Origin of the sequence: Clostridioides mangenotii TR (assembly GCF_000498755.1) — a bacterium.
In the GTDB taxonomy this organism is placed as follows: Bacteria; Bacillota; Clostridia; order Peptostreptococcales; family Peptostreptococcaceae; genus Metaclostridioides; species Metaclostridioides mangenotii_A.
In genome coordinates this window covers 39,856-60,226 of record NZ_AXUS01000012.1, presented here as the reverse complement: position 1 = coordinate 60,226, position 20,371 = coordinate 39,856, and the positions used below count along the sequence as shown (strand labels likewise).

Here is a 20,371-nt window from a genome sequence, read left to right as displayed (position 1 = left end):
TAGCATGTCAAATTTAAAAGAAGATTTATTAAAAAAGTTAGCAGATTGTGTTGTAGAGATGGAAGATGAAACTGTAATAGATGTAGCTAATGAGTATATCGAAAATGAATTTGAACCTTATGAAGGCATATCTAACGGACTGGCTCTTGGAATGGAGGATGCAGGTAAGCTTTATGAAGAAGAGGAGTATTTTATACCTGATCTTTTATTGTGTTCAGATGCTATGTATAAAGGCATTGATATATTAAAGCCTCACATTAAAAAAGATTCAGCTAAAGAAAGTTTTAAAGCAGTAATAGGAGTTGTCGAGGGAGATACACATGATATTGGTAAAAACTTATTTAAAATTATGTTAGAAACTTCAGGATTTGAAGTATACGATTTAGGAAGAGATGTCCCTTGTATTGATTTTATTAATAAAGCAAAAGAAATCAATGCTGATTTAATAGGATTATCTACCCTTATGACTACTACTATGGAAAATATGCAATTAGTGATTGATTTATTAAATAAAGAAGATATTCGTGAAAAATTTGTTGTTATGGTAGGCGGAGGGCCTATATCTCAAGGATTTGCAAATGAAATCGGGGCAGATGGATATGCACATGAAGCATCAAAAGCAGCTAAACTCGCAAAAGAGCTAATAAGCAAGAAAAAATATAAAGAGGTGGTATAATGACACCTAAAGAAAGACTATATAAAGCTTTAAAAGGAGAAGTTGTAGATAGAAAACCTTGTATTTGTCCTGGCGGGATGATGAATATGATAGTGGAAGATATTATGGATATTGAAGGTGTATTTTGGCCAATGGCGCATAGCAATCCTAATATGATGGCAAATTTAACACTAGGTATGTATAAAAACAATGGTTTTGAAAACTTTGGAGTACCATATTGCATGACAGTCGAAGCTGAAAGCATGGGAGCAGAAGTATATATGGGAACAAAAACTACAGAACCTAGAGTAATAAAATATCCAATTGAATCGGTTACTCAGTGGAGTAATTTGGACAAGGTTGATGTAACTAAAGGAAGAGCAAAAGTTGTTATAGATGCTATTAAAATATTAAAAGAAAGTAATAATGATGTTCCTATAGTGGCAAACTTGATAGGGCCTGTTAGTTTAGCATCCTCACTTGTAGAGCCAATTACTTACTATAAAGAAATTAGGAAAAAAAAAGAGGAAGCTCATGAGTTTATGGAATTTGTCACAGATAGCCTTATAATTTTTGGGAAGGCTCAATTAGAGGCTGGGGCAGATGTTTTAACTATATCAGATCCAAGTGGTACAGGAGAAATTCTCGGTGCTAAAACTTTTAGTGAGTTTGCAACTCCATATTTAAATAAGATAATAGATCAATTGAAAGAATACGCTCCTGGAGGAACTATTATACATATATGTGGTAAATTAAAAACTATTTATAAAGAATTAAATGATTTACATAGTGATGCAGTTAGTTTTGATTCTATAACTAATGCTAGACAAGTGGTTGAAAATGTTCCAGGAAAAGTTATTATGGGGAATGTTAGCACTTTTGCTATTGAAAATGGAACTAAAGAAAGTTTAAAGAATATCTCTAATTCATGTTTGAAAAGTGGAGTGGATATATTATCTCCAGCTTGTGGAATAGGCGTAAGAAGTAAACTTGATAACATAAAAGTTTTAGTAGAATGTGCAAAACAATATAACAACTAAAATATATCAATTATAGTGTCGATTTAGCGTTGACACTTTTTCTTTTACTATTTTACCTTTTATGATATAATATTAGCACCAGGTAATAATACAAGGGGGTAAGAAATGAATATTAATGAAGTAAAAGAATTAATAAAGCTGATTGATTCAACAAGTTTAGACCATGTAAAGCTTGAAAATGATTCTTTAAAACTAGAAGTCTCTAGAAACAGTAATACAGTTGAAAAAACCCAAAATAATGTAATTAGAGAAGATAAAAAAGAATCTGCTTGTAAAGAAATAACTGTTGAAAAAGAAGAAATCAGAGATAATAATGAAATTAAAACTGAAAATGATGATAATTTATATATAATCTCAGCACCGCTTATGGGAACTTTCTATGGATCTCCAAATCCTGACTCAGAGAATTTTGTTAAAATCGGAGATGTAATAGAAGAAGGACAGACGCTTTGTATTCTTGAAGCTATGAAACTTATGAATGAAATAAACAGCGAAGTTAATGGTGAAATAGTTGAAATATTGGTTAAAAAAGAAGAACTAGTAGAGTACAATCAACCTTTATTTAAGATTAAACCAATGTAAATAGGAGGTAACTGATGTCAATAAATAAAATACTAGTTGCAAATAGAGGAGATATTGCGGTTAGAATAATAAGAACATGTAAAGAGTTAGGTATAAAAACTGTTGCAATATACTCAGAAGCAGATAAAGATTGTCTGCACAGATATTTGTCTGACGAATCTATATGTATAGGACCAAATAACGTAAGAAAAAGTTATAATAACATAGACAATATAATATATTTAGCGAAAAAGTTAAAATGTGATGCTATACATCCTGGATTTGGATTTTTATCTGAAAACACAGAATTTGTAAGCAAGTGTGAAGAAAATGGAATTATTTTTATAGGTCCTACAAAAGAGCAAATGGAACTTATGGGTGATAAGTCACGTGCAAGAGAGACTATGATGAGTCTAGGCGTACCAGTTGTACCCGGATCAAAGTCAGTACTTAAATCTAAAGAAGATGCCCTTGAAGTGGCTTCTGAGATTGGATATCCTGTAATGATAAAAGCATCTAATGGTGGCGGTGGAAAGGGTATGAGGATAGTATTTAATAAAGAAGAACTTCCTTCACTATTTGATATTGCCAGCTCTGAATCTTTAGCGTCGTTTGGTAGCAATGATCTCTATATGGAAAAATTTATAGAGAATCCAAGACATATAGAGGTACAAGTATTTGGAGATAAATATTTTAATGCTATTCACTTCGGCGACAGAGACTGTTCTATGCAAAGAAGAAATCAAAAAGTTATGGAAGAGTCTCTTAGTCCATATATAACTGATGCTGAAAGAGAAGAGTTATTTAAAACAGCGACAGATATTATAAAAGGTATTGGATATTTAGGAGCGGGTACAATAGAATTTATATTTGACAAAGATAAAAAATTCTACTTTATTGAAATGAATACAAGGATACAAGTTGAACATCCTGTTACTGAGATGATTACAAATATTGATCTTATAAGACTTCAAATACTTATAGCTGATGGGAAAGAGATTCCATACAAACAAGAAGATATTATATTTAGAGGTCATGCTATTGAATGCAGAATTAATGCTGAAAACTCACAAATGAACTTTGCACCATCACCAGGTAAAATAGAGTCCCTTAATTTGCCAGGGGGGTTTGGAGTTAGGTTTGACACATTTGTATATTCAGGATATACAATACCTCCTCTTTATGACTCAATGATAGGTAAACTTATATGTTGGGCTGATACAAGGGAAGAGTGCATTGAAAGAATGTACAGAGCTCTAGATGAAATTATAATAGAAGGAATCTTCACTAATATAGATTTCCAAAAATCACTTATAACATGTGATGCTTTTAGAGATGACACACATCATACTAAATTCATAGAGAATGAATTTATGAAAGAGTGTACTTCAATATAAGGGAGCAATAAACAATGATAAAAAAATTCTTACCATCAAAGGGATCTAAGTATGTAACGATCTCTCTGGATGAAAACTTTAAAGAAAATAGTATAAATGAAAAATTTTGGCTATACTGTAAAGGGTGCGATGAGAGAGTATTCAGAAAAGATATTGAAGAAAATTTATACGTATGCCCGAATTGTGGCAGACACTACAGTTTAAAAGCTAGAAACAGAATAAAACTAATTATAGATAGAGGAACATTTGTAGAGCTAAACGAAGAGGTTGAATTTCAAGATCCTCTAAAGTTCCCAAGCTATAATGATAAATTCAATTCATACAGAGATAAAACAGGAGAATCAGAAGGGGTAATAACTGGGTACGGTAGGCTTAACGGTATAAAAACGGTACTTTGTGTTATGAATCCTGAATTTATGATGGGAAGTATGGGTTCTGTTGTAGGAGAAAAAATAACTTACGCAATAGAGTATGCTGCTGAAAACAATCTTCCAATAATCATATGTTCAGCTTCTGGAGGAGCGAGAATGCAAGAAGGTATGATATCTTTGATGCAAATGGCAAAGACCTCTCAAGCTCTTGCTAAATTAGAAGATAAGGCTCTACCTTATATTTCAATTTTAACTGATCCAACAACAGGAGGAGTTACAGCAAGTTTTGCAATGCTTGGTGATATAATAATTTCTGAGCCTAATACTTTGATTGGTTTTGCTGGTCCTAGAGTTATTGAACAGACGATAAATCAAAAACTTCCTGAAGGATTCCAAACTTCTGAGTTTTTACTAGAACATGGATTTATAGACATGATAGTAGATAGAAGAAAAATGAAAGAGGTATTGTACGAAATTCTTAATATGCATAGATAATGTAATTTAAAATAAGATTTATTTATTTTTAAATCCAGCTAAAATTATTAAATATCAGCCGCATAAAGGAGGTTTTATTTTGAGTGATAGTATTAAAGAAAGAATGAAAACTATTGAAAAAGATATAGAGCAGTTAGAAACCATATCTAAATCAAGCAGTATAGATCTAAATGATAAAATAAATGCATTAAAAGATAAATTGAATAAGTTAAAATACGAAGCTTTTACTTCATTGACACCGTACGATAAGGTGGCTCTCAGTAGAGATAAAGACAGACCAACTACTCAGGATTATATAGATAATATCTGTGCAAATTTCTTAGAATTTCATGGTGACAGATTGTACAAAGACGATCCATCTATAATAGGTGGAATAGGCAAAATAGGCAATTATAATGTAACTATAATCGGACACCAAAAGGGGCATGATACTAAAGAAAAAATAAGAAGAAACTTTGGTATGCCTCACCCTGAAGGATATAGAAAAGCTCTAAGACTTATGAAACAAGCTGAAAAATTCAATAGACCTATAATTACATTTGTAGACACTTCTGGAGCATTTTGTGGTCTAGAAGCGGAAGAGAGAGGTCAAGGAGAAGCTATCGCTAGAAATCTACTTGAGATGAGTAAGCTGTCTGTCCCTGTCATTACTTTTGTAATAGGGGAAGGGGGAAGTGGAGGAGCTCTTGGCATAGGAGTTGGAAACGATATTTGTATGCTTGAACACTCTGTTTACTCTGTAATTTCTCCAGAGGGTCTATCTAGTATATTATTTAAAGATTCATCAAGAGCAAAAGAAGCTTGTAATGTTATGAAGCTTACTAGTAAAGATCTTTTTGATTTAAATATAATCGATAAAATTATTAAAGAGCCACTTGGTGGAGCTCAAAAAGATGTTGAGGCCGTTTCTAAGGAGATCAAAAAGTATGTATTAGATAGACTTGACTACTATAAAGATATCTCTAAAGAGGACATCGTATCTATGAGATATAATAAATTTAGAAATATAGGTAAATGTATATAATAATAGGGTTTACCTCAAAATTGATTGATACTTAATCTTTGAGATGTTACCTAATGTATGTAAAAATACAGTTGAATTAAAAGAGCACCTAAAAGTAAGACTTTAGATAGCTCTTTTTTTGATTCTTAATTTATACAAAAAAATAAGTTGTTGTAAGTATTTAAATCACTACTATTATATGTAAAATTAAACTTTTACTGTCATAATAAGTTTTAAATTGTTACTTTGATTATGTGTTTAAGTAGCTACAAATATTATATTGTAAATATCAAAATTTTTGCTTGGCAATATCATAAAATGTCTAGAGAAATAGAAACACTCTTCAAGGTATTTGGATTTTGCAAATAGAATATATATATTAAACAACAAATAAAGAAACTAAAAATTTTCTTAACTAAAGGGGCTGTTAAATTGGAAATATTAAAAGTTTCAACAAAATCGCATCCTAATTCACTTGCAGGGGCTTTAGCAAGTGTAATTAGAAGGGATGGTGTCGCAGAGGTTCAAGCAATCGGTGCAGGGGCTCTTAATCAATCGATAAAGGCGGTTGCAATAGCGAGAGGGTTTCTAGCACCAAGTGGCGTAGATCTTGTGTGTATACCGGCTTTTACGGAGATTGAGATCGATGGAAATAAAAAGACAGCTATAAAACTTACTATTGAACCCAGATAACGTTAAAAGTTTTTGTTTATTTTGATATTTGTGTGATTTGCTATATATTCTTGGTGTAAAGAGATATCTTTGCACTTTTTTTGATTATAACTTTATTAAGATTCTGTTAATAAAGTTTTGACATTTGTATTTAATATATTTTGTTTACTCATTCTTTAAATAATTATGATATAATTTAGTGCGTATGCGTACTTAATTGTATTATTAGAATATACTGAAACCGAAAGGAGCTTATATTTATGGCTCTAATTTATATATTAAAATCTAGCATAGTAAACGTAATCCTTTTAATTATTACATTTTTAGCGTTTGGATTTGTATTCAGCATAATTGAAAGGAAAAACAATAAATTTATTTACTCAGCATTTGGTAGAAGTGGACTTATCGTAACTGGAGCTATAGGCACCATTATTCATGAATTAAGCCATTTAATTATGTGCCTTATTTTTAGACATCATATAAAAGAGGTAAAGCTGTTTAGACCAATTGAGAGTGAATATGATGGAGTATTAGGATATGTAAGTCATACATACAAGAAAAATAGTTTATATCAGAAACTAGGTAATTTTTTTATAGGTATTGCACCATTAATCGGAGGAACACTATCAATAGTTCTTATATTTAGGTTATTTTTGCCTGAAAGTTTTAGTTCGATTATAAACATTCTTAGTTTAGAGACTTATATTGCTAATATAGAAAGTTTTAATTTTATTGGTTTTATTAATTCTTTATCAAAGGATATTTACATATTTTTCACTTTTATGTTCCAAGGAAATAAACTAATCTCGATAAAGTTTATAATTTTTATATTCTTGATGTATTCGATATCAAGCCATATGTCTTTAAGTTATTCTGACTTTAAGAATAGTTTGTCTGGATTAGGTGTACTTATAGCAATAGTTTTTATAGGATCAATAATATCGTATTTACTAGGCGCAGGGGAGAGTAGTATAGCTGATATGATTATAGAGTATAATATAATCGTTATTTTACTAATGATGCTCGGCTTGTTTTTTTCCTTTGTAACATTGATTATATCTTATATTTTGAGCACTATTATAAGAGGGAGAAGTTAACTTAAATTTTGCATGTTTGATCACAGCTTAAAGTAATTGCATAAGCTTGTTATTGAAAGATATCAGTTTTTAGATGAAATTCAAGATAAAATATTTTTTTGAAATAGTTAGATAATTTTAGGCCGAATAAGCATGTATAGTCGAAATATTCGAGAGCTTTGGAAAATCACGTTCTTATGTTGTTGGAGAAACAAACAGGCAAACTGCTAAATATATGCAGTCTGAAAAAACTTAGGACGAACAATTGATTTTATTGGTAATTTATTTAAATAGAATATAAAAAAGGATAAAATTAAAGGAAATCTTATTAAATAATCCCTTTAGGATAGCTACTAATGCAAAGCTCAATGTTCTTGATACACTATAAAGGGATTTTCTTGTTTCACGTGGTATGATTTAAAATTATTCGAAACTGTTAGCATATTTCATTATCAAAAAGGAATATAAATGAAATTGAAGTAAAGCATCAACTATAAAATTTATTTTGAAATTTTCGTAGTTAATTTATGAATTTTTTATTTGTTGTAATATAAATTATGTATATATGTATATAACCCTCCAAAATAGAGGTTATATATAACTAGTCTTTAAATGTATATTTAGGGAATAGTTAAGCGTATAAATTATAGAAAGAGTGCTTTTGTACTAATTTACCTAAAAACAGCTATTTATATACTTACAAAATATATTGCTATAAAATATATCTTTTCTTTTACATTTGGCTCTACCCTTATCTTTTTGTTAATGGACTTACCATTTTGATATTATTAATCTATTTTAGCAATTTGATAACAAGTTATAAATATTCAGTTAGTTAACATAGTTTTACTCATAACAATTTTTATTAATCATAAATTACATATATCATTCAAATTATACATTTCTAAAACACTTTGATCTACTTTTATTCTATCCTCAATCAATGACCTCTTAAATGACCTTTTAAAGACTTTTATTTACTTTCTTGAGTATTTATACCTTTAACTATTATTTGATTTGAATAATTTAATACTTCTCCATTCATTCTGTGCATGATATGATCATCATGCCTGTAGTGATGTCAATATATGTGACATTGCCGTTATATTTGTGCTCAAAAGAATTTTCCTCTAAATTTGAATCATAACCATTTTTAATATATAATTTAATTTACTACTGTTATTATAATAAAATGTTTCATCGTATTAGGAGGTTGAAAATATGTCTGAAACTAAATCAGTTAAAATCAATAATAAATCAAATAAGCCTGATAATATCGTTATTAGGGATAATGATATTATAGATAGATGTATAAGTGTACAGAAAAAGCTACCTGACTTTATGAAGGATTACTTTATTTATTTGAAGGGTTCGGTGGCTGTAACTACTAGGCTTGCGTATTTAGATGATATACATTTTTTTTGCGAATACTTAGTTGAAACTAACGAACTTACTGTTGCAAAGGATGTAGAAGATATTACTGTTGAAGAATTCAATGAAATTAAAGCAAGAGACCTTAACCTATTTTTAGGTGATTATTGTGGTAGATACTATAAAGAAAATGGTAAAAATACAATCTTGTATGAAAATAACAATAGAGCACTAGCTAGAAAAAAATCTTCAATATCTACACTATTTAAGTTTTTGTATAGGAACGAACAAATTGATAGCAATATCACTGATGGACTTAATCCTATTAAGCTACCGAAGCCGCAACCAGACGCTATAAAGCGCTTAGAGATAGATGAAGTTGCAAAGATGCTTGATGCAGTTGATACAGGCAAAGGGCTTACAGATAAAGAGATGGTCTACTGGGAAAAAACAAGATTGAGAGATAAAGCAATTTTGGCTTTGTTTGTCACTTATGGTCTTAGACTCAACGAACTAAGGGAATTAAATATTTCTTCATTTAATTTTTCTAGAGGCGAATTTATGATTTACAGAAAAAGAGGAAAAGAAGTTCTAATGCCTATCAACCATACATGCGAAACAGTTGTAAAAGACTACATAGAAAATGAAAGACCTAATAGTGAGCTTTTAACAGAAGAATTTAAAGACGCTTTGTTTTTATCTCTACAAAATAAAAGAATTACAGCAAAGGCAATAAGGTCCTTAGTAAAAAAATATACATCAATTTCTATGGATACTAGCAGAGATAAAGGATATAGTCCTCACAAACTTAGAGCCACAGCTGCTACTTCACTTATTCAAAATGGTTTTTCCATATACGACGTTCAGAATCTATTAGATCACGATAATGTAACCACAACTCAGCTATATGCTGCACATAAGAAAAACGTAAAACGTGATATTGTAAACAACTTTGAATGGCTTGATGATGAAAATTAATCTAAACAACAGGAACAAATGTTTGAGTTAGTAATACTATTATGATACAATATATAATATAGAACAATTTAAAATATAAACCCAGAAATGAGTGAGATGATTATGTATTTAGATTTAACAGAAAAACAAGCGCTAATATTAGAGTTTATTAAATCAGAGCTTGTTGCTAAGGGATATCCACCTGCAGTTAGGGAAATATGTAATGCAGTTGGACTTAGATCTACTTCTACAGTACATTCGCATTTAAACAAACTTGAAAAACTTGGATACATAAGAAAAGATCCAACTAAACCTAGAGCTATTGAGGTATTGGACAGAAACAAGGACGATAATGTTACTGGATTTAACCAAGAAATCATCAACTTACCACTAGTTGGCGAAATCACCGCTGGTGAACCAATACTTGCTCATCAGAATATTCAAGAATACATACCACTTCCTACTAACCTAATTAAGGGAAAAGACAACTTTGTCCTTAAAGTAAAAGGTGAAAGTATGATAAACGCTGGTATATTAGATGGCGATTATGTAATAGTAGATAAAAATAGTTCTGCGGAAAACTCAGAAATTGTTGTAGCGCTTGTAAACGGAGAAGCTGCTACGGTTAAGAGATTTTTTAAAGAAGAAAACTTTATAAGACTACAACCTGAAAATGAATTTATGGAAGCGATTATACTTAATGACTACGAAGTTGAGATAATAGGTATCGTAACTGGAGTCTTTAGGGTTATGAAGTAAATTTTTAAAGAAAAAGGTTGACTCCTTATATTTGAGCCAACCTTTTTCTTTTTTATTGTTATTTTATTTTAATCTTTTATTCTACACTATCAAAGCATTTTCTGCTGCACATAAGAGCTTTTACAAATTCTCCAACTTTCTTGTGATCAGTGTGATTTTGATAGTTTATAAGAGCTTCTTTACTTTCAAATAAGCTGTTGAGCATAATATCTACATTACTTGAATCTATGGGATCTATGCTAACTTTGATACTTACTACTCCATCTATTACACTTCCAAGAGCTTCAAGATTAGATTTTATTTTTTTAGAACTCTCTATTCGTTCTTCATTTGAAATTTTTTCATCGAAATTCCATAATACAACATGTCTTACGATATTACCACCTCTTATATAAGTATTAACACTAAATATCTAATTAGCTTTGCTTCTACCGTCAATGTAACTTCCTTCAATCTTACAATCGGAGATAAGTCCATCTCCTGTAGATTCGAAAATAATATCGCCACACTCATCGCTTCTATGTATTTTTATACCCATTTTTTTAAATCTATTCATCGTCTCTTTATGAGGATGTCCGTATGAATTATCCTCTTCAGACAATACAACAGCATACTCAGGGTTTACTTTATCCAAAAATTCTTGAGTAGAACTACTTCTAGACCCATGGTGAGCAACTTTTAATAAGTCTACATTATCCAGCTTTCCTAAAATTTCTTTTTCAGTACCCTTTTCGATATCACCTGTAAATATAGCTTTATCGTTTCCATTTGTGTAAACCAAAACTAAAGACTGTTCGTTAGTCGTGTCTCCACCATTAGTATTAAGTACTTCAAAATAAGAATTATTTAAGTAAAACTTGTTATTTTCAAGTGGAACTCCAGGAGATAATCCTTTATCTGCCATAGCATTTATAAAATCTCTGTAGCTCTTAGTGCTTGCTGAACCATTAGATACTAATACGTTCTCTATTTCGAAATTTTTGACTACAGCATCTAAACCGCCCAAATGATCCGCATGTGCATGAGTAGATATTAAGTATTTAATTGATTTTACACCAGATTTATTTAGGTAGTCAACCATTAGATCTTCGTCATCGTTGTCGCCTCCATCAATTAGTGTGAAAACTCCGTTATCTTCTATAAGTATCGAATCGCTATTACCAGTGTCTATAAAATGTATTTTTACATTCTCTCTACTCGTTTTAATAGTTTCTGTACTCTGCTCACTATTACTATCATTAATCACTTCTTTTACAATATCCAACTGATCACATGCTGTTAAAAAAATTGATACTATAAATACTGTAAGTATCATCAATGATTTAATCTTAATTGTATTTTTCTTAATACTTGTTTTGTAACTGTGCTTCATGTTAAATCCTCCATAATAATAACAATAACCCTTATTATACCATTTTATCATTTTTTAGTGAAATTTGTTATTTTATAAGAATAAATGAAGCTTAATCCCCTATATTTACTATTCTATTTTTATTAATCTATATCGATCTCGTATTTTAATTCGACTCTTCTTGATGAATCTCTGTTTACAGATCCATCCTTATTTTTTATAAGATCTGCTTTAGATCTGCCTACAGCTATTATATGCTTAGTAAATTCAGTTTTATATTTATAATCTCCTATCTCATCACTTACCATATATTTAGTTACACTGTAAGCTCTTCTTTGAGACAAATCTAGATTGTATATATAACTCCCTATATCATCCGTGTGACCTTCTACTACAATTTTTGATATATTGCTACCATAGTCTTTATAAACTGTTTCTACATACTTAGGAATGAATTTTTTTAGCATATCTTTTGCTTCTGGCTTTAGCTCATCACTATCTACATCAAACATTGTACTTTCTCCAAAAGTTACTTGACCGCTACTTTTATCGACTTTAACCGGGATATTATCATTCTTTAAAGTTTCTTCTACTGAGTTATTGATATTTTGTGCCAAATCTTGTTTAACAGATCCAGATATGCTCTGAGTGCTAAATAGAGTTAGGATTACAACCATAAGAACAGTTGATAGTAAATCAGTAAAAGTAGGCCAAAAACTACTCTTCTCAAATTCTTTATTCACGGTTCTTCTATATTTATTTATCATATGCCTCATCCTCACCTATTCTATCTTCCGCTTCATGTTTTAGACTGTTATCATCAATTGGGTTACTCTCATCAATCCTTGTATGTAAATCGTCATATCTATTAACGTTTTCGTTTGATCCACTAGCTTAATGTCATCTCCGTCATTTAAGATTTCTTGATCAGTATCGATTTTTTCGACCAATCTCTCTACAAAATCTTTATAATCAATCAAATCGTATTCTTCCATAATCGAAGTATCAAAAGTCATATTTAGTTTATCTTGTATATCTAGAGATTTATCAAATACTTTATCCAGTTTACCTTGAATATCCAAAGAAAAATCGGCTACTACATCTGCCAGAGTGTTTACTGTGTAATCTAGAGTTACTTTTTCTTCTAGTAAATTTCTCTGAGCTTCTGTCATTTCATTTTCGTGTGAGATAAGTTTAGAAAGCATATCTTGTGCATTCCTCTCATAAATTGCAAATCCAGCATTTATATTTTTTATGTAATCTTTAATTTTATATTGGCTCTCAGTAGCATTTGTAATATTCTTTGTTGATTCTTTTAAATCAAATAACATTTCTCTACTTATATCGTCTTGTCTATCGTATTTTTCGAATAATTTATTAAACTTCACATTTAAAATACTGAATTGTTTATCTAACTTTCTGATGCTCTGATCAAATGTCTTTATAGAGCTTTCTGATCCTTCAAGAAGAGTCTTAAGATTTTTTATCCCGTTTATAAACTCTTCATTAAATTCAGTTAGGTCTTGAGAAATTTTATCGAACTTCTCTATAGACTCTATGGACTTACTTATATGTTTAATCGTATTTTTTACTTCTTCTATCTTCTCATCCATATGTTCTGATTTCTTATGAGTTACTTGGGAAGTAAGCAGATTCTCAGTTTTTAGCATAAGTCTAACTAAAATGTGCTCACAGTCTTTAGTTCTAGTGATAGATGTAATAATGATAGAAAAGACTATACCAAAGATACTAGTTAAAAAAGCTGTCTGCATACTGCTTATTGTAGCCGGTAAAGAGTTTACAATATCACTAGTATTAACAGACAACAGCATTGTAGAAAGCCCTACAAACGTACCTAATACTCCAAATAGTATACATATTGAAGAAGCATTTTTAATACTGTTGATTTTATCTAGAAGAGATCTGTTATTATAATTGAGTCCAGAAATTATCTCTTCTATAAATGAAGTTATATTTACATCTGAGTACCTATGATCTTTGCTGTATTCATCGTACTTAATTTTTATCTCATTATAAAATGAACTCGTGTCCTGGTTTGTGTTTACTTCTATAAGCTTCGAATCTATGAAAGCATACAGCTTACTGTTGTCCAATATTTTGACAACAGCAAATGTTGTTATAAATATCAAAAATGCTACTGTAATTGGATTTGTAAGAATCGAGCTTACGAAATTGACAAGTATATTACTCAAATCTATCCCCACCTTATAAATTATTTATATTTAATCTATACGTAGTAGAGATCTAAAAAATGATAGAAATAAGAAAATTAATGGATTTTTATAAAATATCTGTCTATTAATCGAATAATGATATCTGTGTAGTTTCATAACTTTTTTTATAGGCATATATTATATCATCCATTTTGTACAATATGTTTTTTTTGGCGCACTCTTCTTTGAAAATATAAATTAGCTCTTTATACTTTGGCGAAAGGCAATCGTACCTATCACCGTAAGTTTTAATGTATTTATGTTTAAGATTAGGAAATATTTTATCTAACTTATTATAATACCACTCTCTTTGATTATCTCTCAATGTTAATCCTGGATGTATACTTATAAATTTAGCTCCATTCTCATATGCTAAATTTACAATTCCCATAACATTCTCTCTTGTATCTTCAATAAAAGGAAGTATAGGTCCCATTAAAATTCCAGTGTATATTCCCGCTTCAGATAGCTTTTTTATACTTTCAAACCTTTCAGAAGAACTTGATACATTGGGTTCAACAATTTTGCTTATTTTATCATCCCAAGTGGTAATAGTAATTTTTGCGATAGTCGGTGAATGATCTTTTATATCTTTAAATATATCTATATCTCTTGTGATAAGACTACTTTTCGTATCTATAGCCACTCCGAATCTGTATTTATCTATCAGCTCTAGAGCTTCCCTTGTTAATTTGTACTTTTTTTCATATGGATTGTATGGATCTGACATTGCTCCTGTTCCAATAACGCCTTTTTTAATTTTGCTTTTTAGCTCTCTATCAATCATATCAGTTGAGGCTAATTTTGCTCTGACCGTGTCAAAGTTATCAACCTGATAGCACCTACTTCTGCTATCACAGTAAATACAGCCGTGACAGCATCCTTTATATATATTCATGTTGTAGTCTATGCCAAACCAACGTGAAGTTTTAGTCTTATTTACTATTGTTTTAGCTGGTATAAATTCCATTAGAACTCTCCTTAATACTATTATAATCTCTTATTATATTATATAAAATTTAACTTGACATATATATGTCTTATTTAACAATATTTTTTCTAATTACTAGATAAATGTTTGAAAACAATTCCTAATTAATTATAAAAATCAATAACATTGATATTATAGTTAAAGCTCTATATAATAAATATAGATAAATAAAGGTACAAACAAATTAGTAGGAGGACATATGTTGTTATTTTTATTAGAAGATGTAAGGTACAAAAATATTAAATACCCGAAAATAGAAATTGAAGATAAAAAGATCTCATTTATTTGCGGCGAAAGCGGTACAGGAAAAAGCACTCTGCTTAAGCTGCTAAATGGTGTAATTACCGCTGATAGTGGAAAAATATCTTATTTAAACAACTTGATAGAAAGCTATGATTCTATAGATCTAAGGAAAGATGCAATGCTAGTTGGACAAACAGTTTATCTATTCGATAAGACTATAAGAGAAAATTTTTATGAGTACTATGATTTTCGATGTATAGATAAACCAAGTGATGAAGAAATAATAAAATATTTAAAAATTTGCTGCATTGATTTTAGTCTTGACTCAGTATGTACCACTATGTCAGGTGGTGAACGCCAAAGAGTCTATATTTCAATATGCCTTTCGATGCTTCCAAAAACTATAATGTTTGATGAGCCCACAAGCGCTCTTGATGAATATACGTCTGATAGATTGCTAAATAACATTATTGAGTTTTGTAAATCTATGGATATATCTGTAGTTGTAATTTCTCACAATAAAGCATTAGCAGATAGATATGCAGAAAAATTGATTTACTTATCTAGGGAGGACAATTAATGAACGCTATTATAGAACTTAACATACTACAGTTTTCTCTTATATACTCCTTGTTGCTTATAGTACTTTTTATAATGAAAAGATGCAAAATATCTAAAACAAAGATGTTGTTGATAGCTAGTATGAGGATGAGTGTTCAGCTCGCTTTAGCTGGATTTATTCTTACATATATTTTTAAAAACCCTCACCCTATATTTACAATATTATATCTGACTACAATGACTCTGTTTTCAATATATACTGTCCTATCTAGAAACAAAGGTATAAATAAAAAATTTAAGCTTATAGTTGCCTTCTCGTTATCTATTGTTGGTATATGTATTATATTTTTCTTTATTACAGTAGTTATAGGGGTAAGCATATTTAATCAACAGTATATAATACCAATAAGCGGAATGATATTTGGAAATGCTATGACTGGAGTAAGTCTAGGTTTAAAGACTTTCGATGAAAGTATAAAATCTCAGAGAAACAAAATTGATACACTTGTCAATATAGGGGTGACACCAGACAGAATACTCTCTCCTTTTGCTAATCAAGCACTAGAGACTGCAATACTGCCGACTTTAAATTCCATGATCGGCATGGGTATTATATCTTTACCTGGAATGATGACAGGACAGATATTATCTGGAACTATACCGACAACTGCTATACTCTACCAAATTGCAATAATTATAGCGCAGTGTACAGTTACTTGTCTTGCAGTATTTTGTTCGTTACATTTTGGATGTAAAACACTTTACAATAATAGGAATCAAATGCTTATTTATTGAGGAATCTTCTTACACAGGGTATTTTAAATGTAATAAATGGTATTGTAGTTGGAAAACTAATAGATGAAAAGTATTATGATGAATACAAAGAAGTTTACAGAAGTGTAGTTGGGGTTGAAGCCAATATACCTGATCTACCTATACTTTATAATGTGAATTGCAGTCATACGTCGCATTGAATCTCCTGTATTGGATGTTTAAAATAAAACTTATATAAATTAAGAAAGACTTGTTTAAATTTTGAACAAGTCTTTTTTATGTAGCAATATTTACTTGAATTTGCTTAAAATATCTACTTTCTAGTTTATTAGGAAATCTAATATATTCCATCCAGATGATGTATCGGCCTTGTAAAGTTCCGTATAACCACATTTTTTACAACTTATAGTAATAAATTTCTTATTTTGGACATCAAAAATTTTTGCAAAATTCCCCCAGTTGCTTGGAATTGATCGTGTTCATATGAATTTGATCCACATTTAGGACACTCAAATTGTTTTTTTTCCATATACTCTCCTCCTTATTTAAATTAGCTACTATATTATATTACATTAATAGCCAATTTAAAACCAGTGGTATATTAAATAGTTATGTAAATTATTGTATAGTTATGTAACTTTTAGTGTAAAAATATGTAATTTTCCTATTATATTTTCATATATTCATAAAAATAGGTACAGATTTACCCAAATTTTAATACCATATTAGTATACGAGCTAAAAGCTACAGGAGGTGTCACAATGAATAACAACATAGTAGAAGTTAAGAATCTGTGCAAAAGCTTCTACAATAAAGAAGGAGAACTCAAAGTCCTCGATAATATCAACTTTAGCCTTAAAGAAGGTGAAGTTTTGACACTAGTTGGACCATCTGGAAGCGGTAAATCAACTTTACTAAATATATTAACTAAATTATTAAAGCCAACTAGGGGTGATATAAATATAAATGGAAACATCGGATACATGTTCCAAAGAGACAATTTACTTGAGTGGCGAAATATTATGGATAATATAACTATTGGATTGGAAGTTCAGGGAAAGAAAAAGGATAAAGAATCTCTTGAAAGAATTGAAAAATTGCTAAAGACATACGATTTATGGGATTTTAGAAATATGTATCCAAAGGAACTCTCAGGCGGTATGAAACAAAGAGTCGCATTAATAAGAACCTTATCAGTAGATCCTGATATACTTCTTTTAGATGAGCCCTTCTCTGCTCTAGATTACCAGACTAGACTCCTAGTTTGTGACGATGTCTATAGGATTATTAAAAATGAAAATAAATCGACTATTTTGGTTACACATGATATAGGGGAAGCCATAAGTATATCTGATAAGGTAGCTGTTTTATCTAGGAGACCGGCCACAATTAAAAACATTTACGATATAGATATAAAAGTTGAAGGTGAAAAAATACCAATTAAAACACGTAAGGTACCAGAATTCCAAACATACTTTGATCTTTTATGGAAGGAGCTGGACACTTATGAGATTTAGTAAAGAGTCAGATGGATATCTTAGTTATTTAAAAAATGTAAAACTAGAAAAGAGAAAAATACTCTTTTATCAGATACTAATATTAGTTGTGTTTACATTATTATGGGAATTATTAGCCAATATGAAAATAATAGATACTTTTCTATTTAGTAAGCCTAGTAATATCTATAATTTATTTTTGCAATATGCATCTAATGGAGAGTTATTCAAGCATATAGGAGTATCTGTATACGAAACAATAGTAGGATTAGCAATAGGTACTTTTTTTGGTATTATTATCGCCATTATTTTATGGTGGTCTGAAAAAATATCTAAAATACTAGATCCTTTTTTAGTTGTACTAAATGCACTTCCTAAAACAGCCCTTGCCCCAATAATAATCGTATGGGTTGGCGCAGGAGTTGAGGGGATTATAGTAACTGCCGTTGCTATATCAATAGTTGTAACAATTCTTTCAGCTTACAACTACTTTATAAATGTAGAAGAAGAAAAAGTGAAAATGCTTAGAAGTTTTGGAGCAACTAAGCTTCAAATTCTTTTTAAACTTATTCTACCCGCAAATACTGCCAATTTAATTAATTTAACTAAGATAAATATAGGTATGGCATGGGTTGGAGTAATTGTAGGGGAATTTTTAGTTTCTAGATACGGTATTGGATATTTAATTGTATACGGAAGTCAGGTATTCAAACTTGATCTCGTTATGATGGGAGTTATTGTTTTAGCAGTTTGTGCTTGGGCAATGTACGCTGTAGTAAGTCTAATTGAAAAAATTTATCTTAGTAGAAGATGATTTGTTTAAAATAAGGTGCAACCACTGCACCTTATTTCTTTATTCTTTAATTCATATATAGATTAATCGTTCTTTATTCATTTAAATAATCAATTATAAAACCAGAAAATATATTTATTGCATTTTTTAATAATCTTTCATCTAAATCAAATATGCTGCTGTGTAATTTTTCGGATAGCTTTTTATCCTTTGAGGAGGATCCAATATATACATAAAGTCCTGGTATCTTTGATGTATATTCAGAAAAATCATCAGATGTCATTGCTGGGTAATCGATTACATCTATGTATTTGCTTTCAAGAAATTTAGTTGCAGAATCGACCATTTTATTAACTAAGTTCTTATCGTTTATCACAGGAAAGCAAATACCACTTCTATGGAACTTGTATTTTGCTTTATAAGCTTTTGTATATTTATCAGCAATCTCTTCAATTCTATTCATTATATAATCGACATTTTCACTGCTTATAGACCTTACAGTACCTTCAATATCACAAATATCTGGAATTATATTTCTAGAATTACCTGAATGAAATGAGCAAACTGATATAATAGTTGGTTCTTTAGGATTGTTTATCTTATAAGCTAATTTTTGTATAGCTGAATAGATTTCCGAACCTATAGCAATTGGATCTATACAATTAAAAGGCTCGGCTCCATGCCCTCCCTTACCTATTACAGTTAGTTTAAAAGAAGTACCTGATGACATAGCTACATTTTTTGCTATCCCTATATCTCCAACTTCAATTTCTGGCCAAACATGTCCTCCAAGGACAATATCAACTTTTGGATTTTCAAGAACACCTAATTCAATAAGCTTCTTTGCACCACCAATCTCTTCTGCTGGTTGAAATACAAACTTAACTTTTCCATTTACTAAATGCTTAAGCCTGTATAAAACTTCTGCTACACCTAATCCCCAAGCGGCATGTGCATCATGTCCACAAGCGTGCATATTTTCATTTGTAGATTTAAACTTGTGATTAGTCTCTTCTTTAATAGGCAGAGCATCTATATCAGCTCTAAACATAACTGTCTTACTAGAATTGCTAAGAATACCTTCGCCGTTTAATAATGCAACAACCCCTGTATTATTTATACTTTCTATCTCTGTATAACCAATTTTTGTTAGTTTATTTTTAATAAGCTCGCTTGTTTTAAATTCCTTATTTCCTAGTTCGGGATTTTTATGTATAGTTCTTCTTATGTTTATAATCTCTTCTTCTATATCTGAAGTTATAGTTTGTATTTGATTTGTTACATGCTGCTTTAAATTTCTATAATTATTCATCTATCTAATTTACCTCCATTATCTTAAGTTCTATATCTTACTCTATTCTTTATCTTTATGTGATAAAATTAAGTTAATATTGCTATTCTATTATCATATTTGTTTCTAGTTTTACTACCAAAATAAAGGTGCTTGAGAGCCACTTTTATTTTTACACTCATATTTGTAGTTTTTAATTTATATTGGTATTTTTTATACATTTTAATTTTTTAAATCATACGATATTCATGAATTGCATTAATTTTATTAAATAATTCAT

At 30.0% G+C, this 20,371-nt stretch carries 22 protein-coding genes; 15 read left to right on the top strand and 7 right to left on the bottom strand.

Annotated elements, in window-relative coordinates; genetic code table 11:
- The first annotated feature begins 4 nt into the window (after positions 1 to 4).
- The 10 genes from T473_RS0107675 to lexA all read left to right on the top strand — a co-directional run bounded on the left by T473_RS0107675 (position 5) and on the right by lexA (position 10,357).
- Positions 5 to 676 (top strand): corrinoid protein, encoded by a 672-nt coding sequence (locus tag T473_RS0107675; protein ID WP_024621383.1) that lies wholly within the window; start codon positions 5 to 7, stop codon positions 674 to 676.
- Positions 676 to 1,695, top strand: a complete 1,020-nt coding sequence (locus T473_RS0107670) for a methylcobamide:CoM methyltransferase MtbA (protein WP_330369418.1) — start codon at positions 676 to 678, stop codon at positions 1,693 to 1,695. Before T473_RS0107675 ends, T473_RS0107670 begins: the two co-directional genes overlap by 1 nt.
- 105 nt (positions 1,696 to 1,800) lie before the next feature.
- Complete coding sequence (gene accB, locus T473_RS0107665; RefSeq protein ID WP_024621381.1) at positions 1,801 to 2,277, top strand: acetyl-CoA carboxylase biotin carboxyl carrier protein; 477 nt, start codon at positions 1,801 to 1,803, stop codon at positions 2,275 to 2,277.
- Between the two features lie 14 nt (positions 2,278 to 2,291).
- Positions 2,292 to 3,653 (top strand): acetyl-CoA carboxylase biotin carboxylase subunit, encoded by a 1,362-nt coding sequence (accC, locus tag T473_RS0107660; RefSeq protein ID WP_029791621.1) that lies wholly within the window; start codon positions 2,292 to 2,294, stop codon positions 3,651 to 3,653.
- A gap of 14 nt (positions 3,654 to 3,667) precedes the next feature.
- On the top strand, positions 3,668 to 4,519 hold the full coding sequence (accD, locus tag T473_RS0107655) for an acetyl-CoA carboxylase, carboxyltransferase subunit beta (protein ID WP_024621379.1): 852 nt from the start codon (positions 3,668 to 3,670) through the stop codon (positions 4,517 to 4,519).
- A 103-nt stretch (positions 4,520 to 4,622) separates the two neighbouring features.
- A complete protein-coding gene (locus T473_RS0107650; protein ID WP_038300411.1) occupies positions 4,623 to 5,543 on the top strand; it encodes an acetyl-CoA carboxylase carboxyltransferase subunit alpha in 921 nt (306 codons plus the stop codon).
- 411 nt (positions 5,544 to 5,954) lie between these two features.
- Entirely contained in the window at positions 5,955 to 6,215 is a 261-nt protein-coding gene (locus T473_RS0107645) for a stage V sporulation protein S (RefSeq protein WP_024621377.1), read from the top strand.
- Positions 6,216 to 6,454: 239 nt separating this feature from the next.
- Positions 6,455 to 7,291, top strand: coding sequence for a hypothetical protein (locus tag T473_RS0107640; protein ID WP_024621376.1), 837 nt, complete (start codon positions 6,455 to 6,457; stop codon positions 7,289 to 7,291).
- Positions 7,292 to 8,491: 1,200 nt separating this feature from the next.
- Entirely contained in the window at positions 8,492 to 9,619 is a 1,128-nt protein-coding gene (locus T473_RS0107635) for a tyrosine-type recombinase/integrase (RefSeq protein ID WP_024621375.1), read from the top strand.
- A 102-nt stretch (positions 9,620 to 9,721) separates the two neighbouring features.
- Entirely contained in the window at positions 9,722 to 10,357 is a 636-nt protein-coding gene (gene lexA, locus T473_RS0107630; protein WP_024621374.1) for a transcriptional repressor LexA, read from the top strand.
- A 76-nt stretch (positions 10,358 to 10,433) separates the two neighbouring features.
- Here the strand turns inward: lexA and T473_RS17725 are convergent, their stop codons facing one another.
- The 5 genes from T473_RS17725 to T473_RS0107610 form a co-directional block, all read right to left on the bottom strand.
- On the bottom strand, positions 10,434 to 10,733 hold the full coding sequence (locus tag T473_RS17725; protein ID WP_038300402.1) for a Dabb family protein: 300 nt from the start codon (positions 10,731 to 10,733) through the stop codon (positions 10,434 to 10,436).
- Between the two features lie 36 nt (positions 10,734 to 10,769).
- Positions 10,770 to 11,729, bottom strand: coding sequence for a ComEC/Rec2 family competence protein (locus T473_RS0107625; RefSeq protein ID WP_024621373.1), 960 nt, complete (start codon positions 11,727 to 11,729; stop codon positions 10,770 to 10,772).
- A gap of 122 nt (positions 11,730 to 11,851) precedes the next feature.
- Positions 11,852 to 12,475 (bottom strand): OmpA family protein, encoded by a 624-nt coding sequence (locus tag T473_RS19410; RefSeq protein ID WP_024621372.1) that lies wholly within the window; start codon positions 12,473 to 12,475, stop codon positions 11,852 to 11,854.
- A gap of 39 nt (positions 12,476 to 12,514) precedes the next feature.
- Positions 12,515 to 13,921 (bottom strand): MotA/TolQ/ExbB proton channel family protein, encoded by a 1,407-nt coding sequence (locus T473_RS0107615; RefSeq protein WP_024621371.1) that lies wholly within the window; start codon positions 13,919 to 13,921, stop codon positions 12,515 to 12,517.
- A 106-nt stretch (positions 13,922 to 14,027) separates the two neighbouring features.
- Positions 14,028 to 14,912 (bottom strand): SPL family radical SAM protein, encoded by an 885-nt coding sequence (locus T473_RS0107610; protein ID WP_024621370.1) that lies wholly within the window; start codon positions 14,910 to 14,912, stop codon positions 14,028 to 14,030.
- A gap of 220 nt (positions 14,913 to 15,132) precedes the next feature.
- On the opposite strand from T473_RS0107610, the gene T473_RS0107605 reads away from it, so the two are divergent.
- From T473_RS0107605 to T473_RS0107595, 3 genes are read left to right on the top strand one after another with little or no spacing between them, the layout of a single operon-like run.
- Positions 15,133 to 15,756 (top strand): ABC transporter ATP-binding protein, encoded by a 624-nt coding sequence (locus T473_RS0107605; protein ID WP_024621369.1) that lies wholly within the window; start codon positions 15,133 to 15,135, stop codon positions 15,754 to 15,756.
- Complete coding sequence (locus T473_RS0107600; RefSeq protein ID WP_024621368.1) at positions 15,756 to 16,532, top strand: ABC transporter permease; 777 nt, start codon at positions 15,756 to 15,758, stop codon at positions 16,530 to 16,532. Before T473_RS0107605 ends, T473_RS0107600 begins: the two co-directional genes overlap by 1 nt.
- Positions 16,529 to 16,711, top strand: a complete 183-nt coding sequence (locus tag T473_RS0107595; RefSeq protein WP_024621367.1) for a hypothetical protein — start codon at positions 16,529 to 16,531, stop codon at positions 16,709 to 16,711. Before T473_RS0107600 ends, T473_RS0107595 begins: the two co-directional genes overlap by 4 nt.
- Positions 16,712 to 16,831: 120 nt before the next feature.
- Here the strand turns inward: T473_RS0107595 and T473_RS20100 are convergent, their stop codons facing one another.
- Positions 16,832 to 16,981, bottom strand: coding sequence for a zinc ribbon domain-containing protein (locus T473_RS20100; RefSeq protein WP_416386996.1), 150 nt, complete (start codon positions 16,979 to 16,981; stop codon positions 16,832 to 16,834).
- Positions 16,982 to 17,272: 291 nt separating this feature from the next.
- Between T473_RS20100 and T473_RS0107585 the strand changes: the two genes are divergently transcribed.
- Positions 17,273 to 18,028, top strand: a complete 756-nt coding sequence (locus T473_RS0107585) for an ABC transporter ATP-binding protein (protein WP_024621366.1) — start codon at positions 17,273 to 17,275, stop codon at positions 18,026 to 18,028.
- On the top strand, positions 18,018 to 18,821 hold the full coding sequence (locus tag T473_RS0107580) for an ABC transporter permease (protein WP_024621365.1): 804 nt from the start codon (positions 18,018 to 18,020) through the stop codon (positions 18,819 to 18,821). The genes T473_RS0107585 and T473_RS0107580 overlap by 11 nt, the downstream gene beginning before the upstream one ends.
- Positions 18,822 to 18,894: 73 nt before the next feature.
- Here the strand turns inward: T473_RS0107580 and T473_RS0107575 are convergent, their stop codons facing one another.
- Complete coding sequence (locus T473_RS0107575; protein WP_024621364.1) at positions 18,895 to 20,112, bottom strand: M20 metallopeptidase family protein; 1,218 nt, start codon at positions 20,110 to 20,112, stop codon at positions 18,895 to 18,897.
- Between the last annotated feature and the right edge of the window lie 259 nt (positions 20,113 to 20,371).